The 13,121-nt window shown below is 63.4% G+C and carries 13 protein-coding genes; 11 read left to right on the top strand and 2 right to left on the bottom strand.

What is annotated here, in order from left to right; translation table 11 throughout:
• Positions 1–83: 83 nt before the first annotated feature.
• The 10 genes from KZJ38_RS28545 to KZJ38_RS28500 are packed head-to-tail and all read left to right on the top strand — an operon-like array spanning position 84 to position 10,194.
• Entirely contained in the window at positions 84–1,238 is a 1,155-nt protein-coding gene (locus KZJ38_RS28545; protein ID WP_219803423.1) for an ABC transporter substrate-binding protein, read from the top strand.
• The gene (locus tag KZJ38_RS28540) at positions 1,235–2,812 is read left to right on the top strand and encodes a sugar ABC transporter ATP-binding protein (RefSeq protein WP_219803422.1); all 1,578 of its coding nucleotides are present in this window, start codon (positions 1,235–1,237) and stop codon (positions 2,810–2,812) included. The genes KZJ38_RS28545 and KZJ38_RS28540 overlap by 4 nt, the downstream gene beginning before the upstream one ends.
• Entirely contained in the window at positions 2,796–3,770 is a 975-nt protein-coding gene (locus KZJ38_RS28535) for an ABC transporter permease (protein WP_219803421.1), read from the top strand. The genes KZJ38_RS28540 and KZJ38_RS28535 overlap by 17 nt, the downstream gene beginning before the upstream one ends.
• Before the next feature lie 38 nt (positions 3,771–3,808).
• Complete coding sequence (locus KZJ38_RS28530) at positions 3,809–4,738, top strand: ABC transporter permease (RefSeq protein WP_246642053.1); 930 nt, start codon at positions 3,809–3,811, stop codon at positions 4,736–4,738.
• Positions 4,739–4,797: 59 nt separating this feature from the next.
• On the top strand, positions 4,798–5,868 hold the full coding sequence (locus KZJ38_RS28525; protein WP_219803419.1) for a 2,3-butanediol dehydrogenase: 1,071 nt from the start codon (positions 4,798–4,800) through the stop codon (positions 5,866–5,868).
• 4 nt (positions 5,869–5,872) lie between these two features.
• Complete coding sequence (locus KZJ38_RS28520; RefSeq protein ID WP_219803418.1) at positions 5,873–6,793, top strand: NAD(P)-dependent oxidoreductase; 921 nt, start codon at positions 5,873–5,875, stop codon at positions 6,791–6,793.
• A gap of 27 nt (positions 6,794–6,820) precedes the next feature.
• Positions 6,821–7,105 carry a YciI family protein gene (locus KZJ38_RS28515; RefSeq protein WP_219803417.1) on the top strand — a complete coding sequence of 95 codons (285 nt, stop codon included), beginning with the start codon at positions 6,821–6,823 and terminating at the stop codon, positions 7,103–7,105.
• Positions 7,106–7,125: 20 nt separating this feature from the next.
• The gene (locus tag KZJ38_RS28510) at positions 7,126–7,989 is read left to right on the top strand and encodes an intradiol ring-cleavage dioxygenase (RefSeq protein ID WP_219803416.1); all 864 of its coding nucleotides are present in this window, start codon (positions 7,126–7,128) and stop codon (positions 7,987–7,989) included.
• Positions 7,986–9,065, top strand: coding sequence for a maleylacetate reductase (locus KZJ38_RS28505; RefSeq protein WP_219803415.1), 1,080 nt, complete (start codon positions 7,986–7,988; stop codon positions 9,063–9,065). Before KZJ38_RS28510 ends, KZJ38_RS28505 begins: the two co-directional genes overlap by 4 nt.
• Positions 9,066–9,123: 58 nt before the next feature.
• Positions 9,124–10,194, top strand: a complete 1,071-nt coding sequence (locus KZJ38_RS28500) for an SDR family oxidoreductase (protein ID WP_219803414.1) — start codon at positions 9,124–9,126, stop codon at positions 10,192–10,194.
• Between the two features lie 76 nt (positions 10,195–10,270).
• On the opposite strand, the gene KZJ38_RS28495 is transcribed toward KZJ38_RS28500, so the two are convergent.
• Positions 10,271–11,656, bottom strand: a complete 1,386-nt coding sequence (locus tag KZJ38_RS28495; protein ID WP_219803682.1) for an MATE family efflux transporter — start codon at positions 11,654–11,656, stop codon at positions 10,271–10,273.
• Positions 11,657–11,908: 252 nt separating this feature from the next.
• Between KZJ38_RS28495 and KZJ38_RS28490 the strand changes: the two genes are divergently transcribed.
• Positions 11,909–12,388, top strand: a complete 480-nt coding sequence (locus KZJ38_RS28490; RefSeq protein WP_246642052.1) for a MarR family winged helix-turn-helix transcriptional regulator — start codon at positions 11,909–11,911, stop codon at positions 12,386–12,388.
• Between the two features lie 67 nt (positions 12,389–12,455).
• Here the strand turns inward: KZJ38_RS28490 and KZJ38_RS28485 are convergent, their stop codons facing one another.
• Complete coding sequence (locus KZJ38_RS28485) at positions 12,456–12,902, bottom strand: Ohr family peroxiredoxin (protein WP_219803412.1); 447 nt, start codon at positions 12,900–12,902, stop codon at positions 12,456–12,458.
• Positions 12,903–13,121: the final 219 nt, after the last annotated feature.

Below are 13,121 nucleotides of genomic sequence, written 5' to 3'. Positions count from 1 at the left end.
TTATAGATCGCGTTATCGGCACACACGACCGCGGCAAGCGGTTGAATCTCCCGACGCATACCAAAACATTCACGGAGACATTCATGCGTCGTTCGACCCGTTTTCAGCGTGCGATCGTACTCGCCGCCGCGGCTTTCACTCTGGCGGCTCCATTGGCCGCGCGCGCGGATTACACCGGCGCGCCCCGCACGTTTCTCTTCAACCCGACGGTGCAGATTCCGTTCTCCGACACCGCCAAGTTCAAGAAAAAGCCGCCTTATGTAATCGGCTTTTCGAATGCGGGCCTCGGCGACAGCTGGCGTGTCGTGATGCAGCAATCGCTGATGAAAGCCGCCTCGGAACACTCCGACCTCATCAAGCAGTTGCTGATCACGAACGGCAACATGGACGACGCGAAGCAGGCCGCCGACATTCAGGACCTGATCTCGCGCGGCGTCGATCTTCTGATCGTCAGCGCGAATACGCAGAAAGCGCTCGATCCGGTCGTCACGCGTGCAATGAAGCAGGGTATTCCCGTGGTGATGGTCGACCGGCGCATTTCCTCCGATAACTTCGTGTCGTTCGTCACGGGTTCGGACGCGATGATGGGCCGGCTGTGGGCGCAGTGGATTGTCGAGAAGCTGCATGGCAAAGGCAACGTGATCATGCTCGCGGGCCAGGCCGGTTCGAGCGTCAGCGCCGATCGCGAAGCGGCCGCGCATCAGGTGTTTTCGCAGTATCCGGGCATCAAGGTGCTCGATACGGTCTACTCCGACTGGAGCCCGGTGAAGGCGAGACAGCAGATGCAGGCGATGATCGCGAAGTATGGCCACAGCATCAACGCCGTCTGGTGCGCACACGGCCTGCCCGTCGCGGGCTCGATCGACGCATTCGTCGCGGCCGGCTTCAAGCCTGGCGAAATTCCGCCGCATACGACAGCCGATCTCAACGGTCCGCTGCAACTCGCGCTGAAGTACAAGATTCCGATGCTTGAAATCGGCTATCCGCCTTCGATGGGCGGCACGTCGCTCGACGTCGCGCTCAAGGTCTTGCAAGGCCAGCCACTGCCGAAGATCTATGAAATCAGCCCGCAAATCGCGCTGACGCGTGGCGACGAAACCGCGTCGGTACCGCATCCGGACCAGTACATCGATCAGGTCGTGGATGCCAAAGGACCACCCGACGAAATCATCGACAGCGGCATGGGACCGGGCTACAACCCGACGACGTTCAAGGTCAAGCTGCCGGGTGAGAAATGAACGGGCCCGACTCCACGCCGGCTGACGCGGCGGATAACGCATCGACAAAGCCCGACGCGATCGAGGCCATCGGCATTACGAAGCAGTTTCCCGGCGTCAAAAGCCTCGACGCGGTGAGCTTCGGCGTGCGCGGCGGTGAGATCCATGCGCTCGTCGGCGAAAACGGCGCAGGCAAATCGACGCTGATGAAAGTGCTGGTCGGCGCCTACACGGCAGACGAAGGCGACCTGCGCTTCGACGGCCATCCGGTCGCATGGAAGTCGCCGGCCGAAGCGAAAGCACGCGGCATTCACATCATCTATCAGGAACTCGTGCTGTTTCCGCAATCGAGCGTCGCGCAGAACATCTTCGCGGGCATCGAGCCGCGCACGCGCCTCGGCACGATCGACCATCGCGCGATGAACGAGCGCGCGGCGGCGCTGCTGCTCGAACTCGGCGTCGCGCTCGATCCGCGCGAACGGGTCGGCGCGCTTTCGGTGGCGAGCCAGCAGATGGTCGAAATCGCGAAGGCGATGGCAAGTGACGTGCGCGTGCTGATCCTCGACGAGCCGACCGCCGTGATCGCGGGCAAGGAAGTGCAGTTGCTGTTCCGGCGCTTGCGTTTGCTGCGCGAGCGCGGTGTGGCAATCGTCTATATCTCGCATCGCCTCGACGAAATATTCGAGCTCTGCGATCGCGTGACGGTCATGAAAGACGGCTGCAAGATCGGCACGCAGGAGGTCGCGCGCACCTCGCACGACGAGCTCGTGCGGATGATGGTGGGCCGCGAAATGAAGGACATTTATCCGCCGAAAACGCGTGCCGATGCAGGCCGCAAGGTACTGATGAAGGTCGAAGGCCTGCATGTCGGCAACCGCGTATTCGACGCGTCGCTATCGGTGCGCGCGGGCGAAATCGTCGGTCTGGCGGGCATGGTGGGCTCAGGGCGCACCGAACTGGCCTCGGGCATTTTCGGTGCGCTGCCCGCACGCGGCACCGTCGAAGTACACGGCGCGCGTCACACGCGCATGACGCCCGCCACCGCCATCCGGCTCGGCCTCGGCTTCGTCACCGAAGATCGCAAATCCGAGGGCCTGCTGATGTACCTGAATGTCGCGCAGAACGTCACCGCCTCGACGCTGCCACGCTTTTCCCGCGGCGGACTGCTGCGCGCGAAAGCCGAGCGCGCGGCCGGCGCGGCCTCGATTCGCGAATACGGCATCGCGGGCGCGACGCCCACGGGCAGCGTCGCCACGCTGTCGGGCGGCAATCAGCAGAAGGTGCTGATCAGCCGCTGGGTTCGCGTGTGCACCAGCGTGCTGATTCTCGATGAACCGACACGCGGCGTCGATATCGGCGCGAAGGCGGAAATCTATCGCCTGATGCGCGAGTTGACGGGCCGCGGCCTCGGCATCCTGATGATCAGCTCGGAACTGCAGGAAGTGCTCGGCATGTCCGACCGCGTGCTCGTGATGCGCGAAGGCCGGATCGCCGGAGAAGTCAGCGGCGAACAGATGACCGAGCAAGACATCATGGCGCTCGCCACCGGCTCGCGTTCCGCACACATGGGAGGTGCGCATGCACTCGCTCACTGAAAACCGATCCGGCTTTTTCAGGCGTCATGTCGCGCCGAACGGCGCAGGCTATATCGTGCTCGCCCTGATCCTCGCGTTGTTCGTTGCGGGCGCAACCGTCAACGACCGCTTTTCGACGCTCTCCAACGTGCTCAACATCCATCAGCAGTCGACCGGGCTCGCGCTGGTTGCGCTGGGCCAGACGCTCGCCGTGCTGACGGGAGGCATCGATCTGTCGGTCGGATCGCTGATCAGCGTGACGGCAACGCTCACGTCCGGTCTTTCCGAAAGCACGCAAGGCGGATGGCAAATCGCCATCGCGGCTGCGCTCGCCGTCTCGCTCGCGGTCGGCCTGCTGAACGGCCTGCTCGTGCTGTGGCTGCGTGTGCATCCGCTGATCGTCACGCTCGGCATGGGCGCGGTGCTGCAGGGCGGCATCCTGTACTACGCGAATGGCCCCGCGGGCAGCGTGCCCGACGGTTTCGACGCGCTCGCATACGGCCGATACGCAAACGTGCCGGTCACCGCAACGATCGTGCTGCTGCTTTATCTCGCCGTGTCGTACTTCATGCGCAATGCGCGCCTCGGCCGCTACGTATACCTCGTCGGCGACGACGAGCACGCCGCGACGCTATCGGGCATTCCTCGCAAACGCGTGATCGTGTTCGTCTACACGTTTTCCTCGCTGTGCGCGGGCCTGACCGGCATCTATCTCGCTGCCCAGTTCGGCTCGGGTCAGCCGTATCTCGGCTTTAACTACACGCTCGCATCGATCACGCCGGTTGTCGTGGGCGGCACGATCCTGAGCGGCGGACGCGGCGGCGTGATCGGCACGCTGCTCGGCGTGTATCTGCTCAGCATGCTCAACAACCTGATCAACTTCGCCGGTGTGCCTTCGCAGTATCAGCTTATCGTGCAAGGCGTCGCGATTATCGCCGCCGTGTGCATCAACGTTCAGCAGAAACGGGGGATCGCATGAATTCGGTTGCTCCTCGTCGTGACAGTGCCCCTGCGCGCATGCTTTCTCTCGATGTCGCGCGGCGTTACGGCATCTATATCTTCCTCGTGCTGCTGATCGCGCTTTCCGGTGCATGGTCGCCGACGTTTCTGCATACCGACAATGTGCTCAATATGCTCGTGCAGTTTGCACCGCTCGGCATTGTCGTGATCGGGCAGATCTTTGTGATTCTCGTGGGCGGCCTCGATCTCTCAGTCGCGTCGGTCATGGCGACCGCGGCGGTGATTGCGACCGCGTTCGACGGCACGAACCATTCCGCACCCGAAATCTTCGGCACGACGCTGGTGCTATGCGCTGCCGCAGGCCTGCTCAATGGCTTGCTCGTCACGAAGCGTCAGGTCTCGCCGTTTCTCGCAACGTTCGCCACGGCCGTCGTGCTCGACGGCCTGCGCTTTGCCTACACGCAGGGCGCGCCTTCGGGCAACGTGCCACCGCTGTTTCATGCGATGGGAACGGGCGCCGTCGCCGGCATTCCCGTGAATGTACTGCTGCTCGCGCTATGCGCGCTCGTGTTCGGCACGCTGCTGCATCTGTCGACGTTCGGCCGGCGCGTCTACATGGTGGGCGGCAACGCGGTTGCGGCAAAGCTGGTCGGTGTGAGTCCCGACGTCATACGGATTGCGTGCTACGTGATCAGCGCGCTGCTGGCCGGGCTCGCGGGGCTGATTCTGTCCGGTTACGTGGGCATCGTCGACAACTGGGTCGGGCGCGGCTTCGAACTCGATTCGATCGTGGCGGCCGTGATGGGCGGACTCGCGCTCACGGGTGGTCGCGGTTCGCTATGGGGCGGCCTCGCGGGCGCAGCCATTCTTGTCGTCGTATTCAACATCGTGTTGCTGATCGGCATGCCGGTGCAGGCGCAAATCATCGTGAAAGGCGCAATCATCATCGGCGCATCGGCGTGTTACGTGAGCCGCCGGCGACGCTAAAAAACTTCAGGTGACATGAGGCCATGCGCAATGGCCCGCCAAATCAGAGGAGCAAAGAGATGAGAGCAGTGCGTTTTCACTGTGCACACGATATCCGCGTCGAGAACGTACCGGACCCGGACGGAATGGGCGCGAACCAGATGATCGTCAAGCCGCTATGGTGCGGCATCTGCGGCACCGATCTGCACGAATACCAGGCCGGGCCCATCGTGGTGCCGACCGAGCCGCACGCGCTGACGGGCGCGAAAGCACCGCAAGTGCTCGGCCACGAATTCAGCGCCGAAGTGGTCGAGGTGGGCAAGGATGTGAAGAACGTGCAGCGCGGCGACCGGATCTCGGTCATGCCGCTCGCCTCCTGCGGCCAGTGCTACTACTGCGCGCGCGGCATGCGCCATCTGTGCACGAAGATGGGCTGCGTCGGTTTGAGCTGGGACGGCGGCGGGATGGCCGAATACACGGTGATCAACGACTATCACGCGAACCGCCTGCCCGACACCGTCAGCGACAAGCAAGGCGCGCTGATCGAACCGGCCGCCGTCGCGCTGTACGCAGTGGACCGCGGCGGCGTCACTGCGGGTTCGACGGTGCTGATCACCGGTGCGGGGCCGATCGGCGTGCTGGCCGCACTTGCCTGCCACGCGGCCGGCGCGACGAAAATCTTCGTCAGCGAACCGAATGCGGCGCGCGCCGCGAAGATGGCGGGCTTCGGCGTCGCGACCGAAATTTTCGATCCGTCCGACGGAGAACTGGCGCAAAAGATCCGCGATTTGACCGAGGGTGTGGGTGTCGACGTGGCCATCGAATGCGCGGGCAACCAGCATGCGCTCAACGCGTGCGTCGATACGGTGCGCTCGGCGGGCGCCGTCGTGCAAGCAGGCCTGCATGTCGGCAACGCGCAGGTCGATCCGATGAAGTGGTCGCTCAAGGACATCCGCATCGAAGGCACCTGGTGCTACCCGGTCACGATCTGGCCGCGCATCATCGGCATGATCGCGAACGGCAAGTTTCCGGTCGAAAAGCTGATTCACGATCTGATCGACGCCGACGACGTCGTCGAAAAAGGCTTCGACGTGCTGAGCGACAAAGGCAGCGACAAGATGAAGATTCTGATCAATCCCCAGACACGGTGACGCTATGGCGCAATCTCAATCGCAGGAACAGAATGGGGCCGACGCCCGCAAGATCGGCTGGATCGGCCTCGGCAAGATGGGCACGCCGATCGTGCGCAATCTGCTCGGCGCGGGCTTCGATGTCACCGTCTACGACGTCGATCCGCAGCGCGTGGACGAAGCCGTGCAACACGGCGCGCATCGTGCCGACGATATCGGCGGCCTGGCCCGCGCGGCGCCCTTCGTCTTGTCGATCATTCCCGACGACAGCGTGCTGCGCAACATCGCGTTGGGCGAAAACGGCGTGATCGACAACGCCGGCAACGGCATGGTGTTGGTCGATATGAGCACCGTGTCGCCGACCGCTTCCGGCGAAGTGCGCGACGCAGCGCGCAAGCGTGGCATCGGCTACATCTGCGCGCCGGTGTCGGGCAGCACCGTGCTCGCTGAAAAAGCGCAATTGACCGTCTTCGCATCGGGACCCGATAGCGCCTACGCACAGGTCCTGCCCGTGTTTCAGGCGATTTCGGCACGCCAGTACTACGTCGGCGGCGATCAGCAGGCACGCTATCTGAAGCTCGCGATCAATCATCTGGTCGGCTCCACCGCGGTGCTGCTCGCCGAAGCGTTGACGCTCGGCACGAAAGGCGGGCTCGACTGGTCCGACATGCTCAACGTGATCGGTGATAGCGTAGCCGCATCGCCGCTCGTCAAATACAAGCTCGAGCCGCTCAAACAGCGCAACTTCGCACCGGCGTTCTCGTCCATACAAATGCTGAAGGACATGTCGCTCGTCGTCGCCGCGGGCGACGAAGCCGGCGTGCCGATGGCCGCGGCCACGCTTGTGCGCGATCAGTTCGCCAGCTACGCGCGCGGCGACGGCGCGCAGCTCGACTTCTTTTCGATCGTCCGCGCGATCGAAGCGCAAGCCGGCATCTCGCGCTGATTCTTTCCTCACCTTCTGGAGCCGTAAATGCACTACACCGTCTATTGCCTCGATCACGACAACATGGTCGAGCGCAGGCTTGAACATTACGAAGACCACAAGGCATATCTTGCGACGTCGCCCGTCAAAATGGTGATGTCGGGGCCGCTGCTGGCAGGCGACGAAAAAACCATGATCGGCAGCTTCTTTCTGTACGAAGCCGACGATATCGGCGACGTGATGCGCTTTAACAGCAACGACCCGTTCAACAAGGCAGGCATCTGGCGCACGGTCGATATCCGGCCGTTTCTCAAGCGCGTCGATAACCGGTAAAACACAAACGGATTCGACTCATGCGAAATCTCGACGAGAACACGATCACCGATGCCGTGCTCGCGCGTCATGCCAACGCGACCGATGCGCGCCTCAAGGACATTGTCACGAGCCTCGTGCGGCACCTGCATGCCTTTGCACGCGAAGTGAACCTGACCGAAGCGGAATGGGAAGCCGGCATCCGCTTTCTGACCGAAGTCGGCCACATGACCGATGCGCGCCGCCAGGAATTCATTCTGCTGTCGGACACGCTCGGCCTCTCGATGCTCGTGACCGCGATGGCGCATCGCAAGCCCGAGGGCTGCACCGAAGCGACGGTGTTCGGTCCGTTCTTCGTCGATGACGCACCCGCCTACGACAACGGCGGCGACGTCGCCAACGGCGCGCAAGGCGAGCCGTGTTTCGTATCGGGCGTCGTGCGCGGGTCTCGCGGCGAACCGGTGGCCGGCGCGCGCATCGAAGTCTGGCAGGCCGACGCGGCCGGCTTCTATGACGTGCAGTACAGCGATGTAGAAAACCATCGCGCGCGCGGCGTGCTGCACAGCCTGCCGGATGGGCGCTATCATTTCCGTTCGATCGTCGCCGAGCCGTATCCGATTCCGCATGACGGTCCGGTCGGACGCATGCTCGACGCGCTCGGACGTCACCCGTGGCGCCCCGCGCATCTGCATTTCATGATTACGGCGCCCGGCTACGAGCGGCTCGTCACCCATGTGTTTCGCGAAGGCGACCGCTACCTCGACTCGGATGCCGTGTTCGGCGTGCGCTCATCGCTGATCGCGCCGTGGCACCATCATGCGAGCGGCACCGCGCCCGACGGCACCGTAATGGCCACGCCCTTCAGCACACTCGAGTTCGATTTCGTCTTGAACCGGTCATCATGATCTCATTCACGTATACCAGCCGTCCCGGCCGCATCGTTTTCGGCACGGGCTCGATCGACCAGCTCGCAGCCGAGCTCGACGAACTGGGCATCCGCCGCGCGCTCGTCCTGTGCACGCCGGAGCAGCGCTTTCTCGCCGATCGCGTACGCAAGCTCGCGGGCGAGCGTTGCGCGGACATCTTTGACCAGGCTGTCATGCATGTGCCGGTCGAGATCGCCCAGGCCGGCGTCGCGGCCGCGCACGCGGCGCACGCGGACGGACTCGTCGCAGCGGGCGGCGGCTCGACGCTCGGCCTCGCGAAAGCAATCGCGCTTGAAACCTCGCTGCCGATCGTCGCGATTCCGACGACCTACGCCGGCTCGGAGGTGACGCCGATCTACGGTTTGACATCGGGCAGCGAAAAGAAGACCGGCAAGAGCTATCGCGTGCTGCCGCGTACGGTGATTTACGACGCTTGCCTGACGCTGACCTTGCCGGCCGCGCTTTCCGCCACGAGCGGTCTGAATGCGATCGCGCATGCTGCCGAAGGTTTATATGCGGAGGACGCAAACCCGGTGATGTCGCTGTTCGCCGAAGAAGGCATACGCAGCCTTGCGCGCGCGTTGCCGCGCGTGGTCGCGCAGCCCGACGAGGTCGAAGCGCGCGAAGCCGCCCAATACGGCGCGTGGCTGTGCGGAACCGTGCTCGGCAATGTCGGCATGGCCTTGCATCACAAGCTGTGCCATACGCTCGGCGGCATGTTCAATCTGCCGCACGCCGAAACGCACGCGGTGATCCTGCCCTACTCGATGGCGTTCAACCTGCCCGCGGCGCCGGCCGCGATGCAGCGCCTGCGCAGTGCGCTCGATACCGATGATCCGGCCGGCGCATTGCACGACCTCGGACGCGCGCTCGGCACGCCGGCCTCGCTTGCCGAGCTCGGTTTTCGTGCGGCGGATCTCGACGCGGCCGCCGCTGCCGCGATGCGCGCGCCCTATTACAATCCGCGACCGATGTCGTACGAAGCGGTCCACCGCTTGCTGCAGTTCGCTCTCGAAGGCATCCGCTCGGATTGCCGGACCTTCGTAGCGATGTAACCGCTATAGAGTCGTAACACTCCCCAGGCAGTTGGGCACTTTTGAATTTCTCTATTCCATGGAAAAACAGGCACTCATTATTGGCGCGACGGGTATTGTCGGCGGCAATCTCGCGCAGCATCTGCTCGCGTGCGGCGGCTGGCACGTAACGGGCCTTTCTCGCGGACGCACGCCACTGCAAGTCGGCATCGACTCCGTCACCGCGGATCTCACTGCGCCGGAATCGGTCGCGAATGCATTGCGCGGCCGCCAGTTCAGTCATGTGTTCTTTACCGCGTGGTCGCGGCAGGCCACCGAGCGCGAGAATATTCGCGTCAACGGCGCGATGGTCAAGCATGTGCTCGATGCGCTCGGCCCGACCGGGCAACTCAAGCATGCGGCGCTCGTCACGGGGCTCAAGCACTATCTCGGGCCTTTCGAAGCGTACGCGCAAGGCAATGTGCCGATGACGCCGTTTCGCGAGGAACAGGGCCGGCAGCCAGTCGATAACTTCTACTACGAGCAGGAAGACCGCGTATTCGAAGCAGCGAAGCAATATGACTTCGGATGGAGCGTGCATCGCCCGCATACGATTATCGGCTTTGCGCTCGGCAATGCGATGAATATGGGCGTCACGCTCGCCGTCTATGCAACGCTGTGCAAGCAGACCGGCCAGCCGTTCATCTTCCCCGGCTCCAAGGCGCAATGGGAAAGCCTCACGGATATGACCGACGCGCGGTTGCTCGCGCGGCAGCTCGAATGGGCGGCCACGTCGCCGAACGCACGCAACGAAGACTTCAACGTCGTCAATGGCGATGTGTTCCGCTGGAAATGGATGTGGTCGCGCATTGCGGAATATTTTGGCCTCGAGCCGGCACCGTTCGATGGTCAGACGCGGCCGCTCGAAAGCCGCATGCAGGACGCCGGCAAGCAGTGGAAAGAGATCGCGGCGCGCCATCAGCTGAAAGAGCCCAATGTCGATGCACTGGTTTCGTGGTGGCACACGGATGCCGATCTGGGCCGGCCGATGGAAGTGCTGACGGATATGAGCAAAAGCCGTAAGGCGGGTTTTCTCGACTATCAGAGCACGCCCGATGCGTTCTTCGCGTTGTTCGACCGGTTGAAGGCGGAGAAGATCATTCCGGCCTGACGATGCAATCGCGCGGTACGTGTGTGTCGCGGCAAGTGCCGCGACCCGATGCTCACACTATGTGCGCGTTGTCGCTTCATCGAATTTCTTCCCCCTCCCCCGCGCTGCCGATCGTGGCCGGCGCTCCTCGTGCGGGACGCATGCGTGGCGGTAACCAGCGTCCCGACGCAACGGACCATGTCACGCATGCGCCGTAAAGCGTCATCGCGCACGCGCCGATCGCGAAGAACACCGTCAGCGACGATGTGATCGCGAGCACCAGCGAGCCCACGCCCGCAAACAGCGCAAGCCGCAGAGCGCCGGCCGTCAACGGCCACACGAGCCGGCCGGCGCCCTGCGACGCGAAGTACAGCGAAAACCCAAGCGCAAAGAATCCGTAGAACGGGCCGACGATGTGCAGATACAGCGTGCCGGTCTCGAGCAGACGCTCGTCCCCGCCGAACAGACGCAGCCACGCGTGCGGCCAGAGCGCCGCCGCGACACCGATGGCTTCCGAGATCGCAAACGCAATCATGCCGCCCGTCAGCGCGATATTGCGTGCGCGGTCTATCTGGCCGGCGCCGATATTCGCACCGACCAGCGCGACCATCGGCGCGCCAAGACCGAACGCGATCGGCATCAGCAGATATTCGAGGCGCGCGCCGGTCGCGTAACCGGCAAGCGCGGCGGTCCCCGCATGCGCACCGACGGCTGCGGTCGTCGCCGCAATCAGCGCATTGGTGAGAATCGGGTTCACGCATGCAAGACCGCCGACGGTCAGGATATTGCGTAGCGTCGCCCATTCGAACGAACCGCGCATCAAACGCGCCGCGTTGCGGCCGCTCACGCAGTACCACGCGAGAATCGCCGTGCCCGCCGCGTAATAAGCGACGAGCGCATATGCCCCTCCGGCCACGCCGAGGCGCGGAGCCGGACCGATGCCGAAAATCAGGCATGGCGACAACGGAATCAGCAGCACGGCGCCGCCGCAGATCACCACGCCCGGCACCATCATGTTGCCGGTGCCGCGAATCACGCTGGCGAGCGCATTCATGATCCACATGAACACGAGACCCGCGAAGAGCACATGGCCATAGGTGGTGGCTGCATCGAGCGCGGCGCCGCGCGCGCCGAGCAACGCAAACAGCGGCCGCGCAATCGATACGAGCACGGCTGAAAACACGATGCCGAGCGCCGCATTCATTGCGACCGCATGACGCGGCAACCGGTCGACAAGCGATGCATCCCCCGCGCCGAGCGCACGCGCAACCGCCGACGAAATACCACCGCCCATCGCGCCCTGCGACATGTTCTGCATCAGCATCAGCACCGGCACAACGACGGCAACGCCCGCGAGCACGTTGGTGCCGAGCTTCGCGAGAAACCAGGTTTCGACGAGGCCCGTCGAGGATTGCGCGAGCATCATCAGCATGTTCGGCCACGCCATGCGAATCAGCGTCGGCGCGATCGGCGCAGCGAGCATCGAACGCAGGCGTGGATTATCGGCGCGCGGCGCGCCAGGCGAAGTGGAATGGCTGCTCAAGGATGACAACTCACGAAAAAGTATTGGCATATGCAAGCAAATCGATCATCGCAATTTACTTGCATATGCCGATATCGGTCAAGCTGCAGTACACTTGCCGCGAGTCACATGAATCGCGAGTCGCATGAATCAAATCGGCAGCGCACGTGCGCCATCGTTGTGCATCGCGTCTGCCTGCAAGGAGCCAAGCCTGTGCCGCCGTCCGTTCCAAAAGATCCGCTTGTCTGCAATAACGCCGCGCTGCGCAAGGCAACGCGGCGCATCAGCCAGCTCTACGACGCGTTCCTGCTGCCATGCGGGCTCAACGTGTCGCAGCGGTCAATGCTGGTGCACATCGACCGCGCGCACAGTCCGACGATGAGCGAGCTCGCGTACGCCATGGTGCTGGACCGTTCGGCGCTTGCGCGCAATATCAAGCCGCTCGAGCGCGCCGGTCTTCTGGTGCAGGTTCCGGATGAAGTCGACGGCCGCAGCAAGCGCGTCGAGCTCACCGCGGAAGGCAAAGCAAAACTGACGCAGGCAAACCGCCTATGGCGCAAAGCACAGGGCCGCTTCGAAGAGGTCTACGGTGCAAAGCGCGCGGCAGCGCTGCGCGTCGCGCTCGCCGAACTCTATTCCGATGAGTTCGCCGACGCGTTTGTCGGAGCAAACGAAGACGCGCCGCGAGCGTAAAAAGAAAAGCGCGCGCCTTGTTCCAGCGCGCGCCTCGCGTCATTCGGCTAGCGGCCAGCGCTTCGCGTCAGATCACGTTGATCGCCACGTCGATATTGCCGCGCGTCGCCTTCGAATACGGACACATTTCATCGGCGGCATGCACGATGGCCTCGGCAACATCGCGTGCGATGCCGGGCAAGCTGACATCGATGCGCGCTTGCAGGAAGTACGCATTGCCGGTTTTGCCGAGATCGACTTCGATATCGAGCGCGAGATCATGCGGCAGCGCCACGTCTTTCTCCTTCGCCGCGAGACCGATCGCCGAAATCAGACAGGCCGACCACGCGCCCGCAAACAGCTGCTCCGCCGTCGGATGCGCCTGAATGGCGGGGAACGCATATTCGGGCAGTGCGCGATTACGCGGCGCCGTCAGCTTGATGTCGAGGCGCTCTTCCCGGCTGCGCGATGCGCTGTCGTGGTGAACGGTCGTGTGGGTCTTGCCGGTGGTCAGGACAGTTTCGATCTTGCTCATGGTCAACTCCTTGGAGACAGGTTTCAGGCTTTTAAGTCGCATGCGATCTAATTGCGCGAACGGAATAATGGTCGACACGCGGCGAAAAGTCAATCGCATGCGATTTAATCGTTCGTAAAGATCCATAGCCATGACGGGTCGTGCCCCGCCCAGCAAGCGCCAGCGTGAATTTCCGCCTGCACCGCATCAATTCGTCTACGCTCTTGAAGGCAAGCTGAA

Origin of the sequence: Paraburkholderia edwinii (assembly GCF_019428685.1) — a bacterium.
GTDB lineage: Bacteria > Pseudomonadota > Gammaproteobacteria > Burkholderiales > Burkholderiaceae > Paraburkholderia > Paraburkholderia edwinii.
This window is presented reverse-complemented; position numbering and strand designations above follow the sequence as displayed.

Coding starts and splice junctions, on each gene's coding strand:
- KZJ38_RS28545 (WP_219803423.1), top strand. CDS start 84: ATGCGTCGTTCGACCCGTTTTCAGCGTGCGATCGTACTCGCCGCCGCG.
- KZJ38_RS28540 (WP_219803422.1), top strand. CDS start 1,235: ATGAACGGGCCCGACTCCACGCCGGCTGACGCGGCGGATAACGCATCG.
- KZJ38_RS28535 (WP_219803421.1), top strand. CDS start 2,796: ATGCACTCGCTCACTGAAAACCGATCCGGCTTTTTCAGGCGTCATGTC.
- KZJ38_RS28530 (WP_246642053.1), top strand. CDS start 3,809: ATGCTTTCTCTCGATGTCGCGCGGCGTTACGGCATCTATATCTTCCTC.
- KZJ38_RS28525 (WP_219803419.1), top strand. CDS start 4,798: ATGAGAGCAGTGCGTTTTCACTGTGCACACGATATCCGCGTCGAGAAC.
- KZJ38_RS28520 (WP_219803418.1), top strand. CDS start 5,873: ATGGCGCAATCTCAATCGCAGGAACAGAATGGGGCCGACGCCCGCAAG.
- KZJ38_RS28515 (WP_219803417.1), top strand. CDS start 6,821: ATGCACTACACCGTCTATTGCCTCGATCACGACAACATGGTCGAGCGC.
- KZJ38_RS28510 (WP_219803416.1), top strand. CDS start 7,126: ATGCGAAATCTCGACGAGAACACGATCACCGATGCCGTGCTCGCGCGT.
- KZJ38_RS28505 (WP_219803415.1), top strand. CDS start 7,986: ATGATCTCATTCACGTATACCAGCCGTCCCGGCCGCATCGTTTTCGGC.
- KZJ38_RS28500 (WP_219803414.1), top strand. CDS start 9,124: ATGGAAAAACAGGCACTCATTATTGGCGCGACGGGTATTGTCGGCGGC.
- KZJ38_RS28495 (WP_219803682.1), bottom strand. CDS start 11,656: ATGCTCGCTGCGCCGATCGCGCCGACGCTGATTCGCATGGCGTGGCCG.
- KZJ38_RS28485 (WP_219803412.1), bottom strand. CDS start 12,902: ATGAGCAAGATCGAAACTGTCCTGACCACCGGCAAGACCCACACGACC.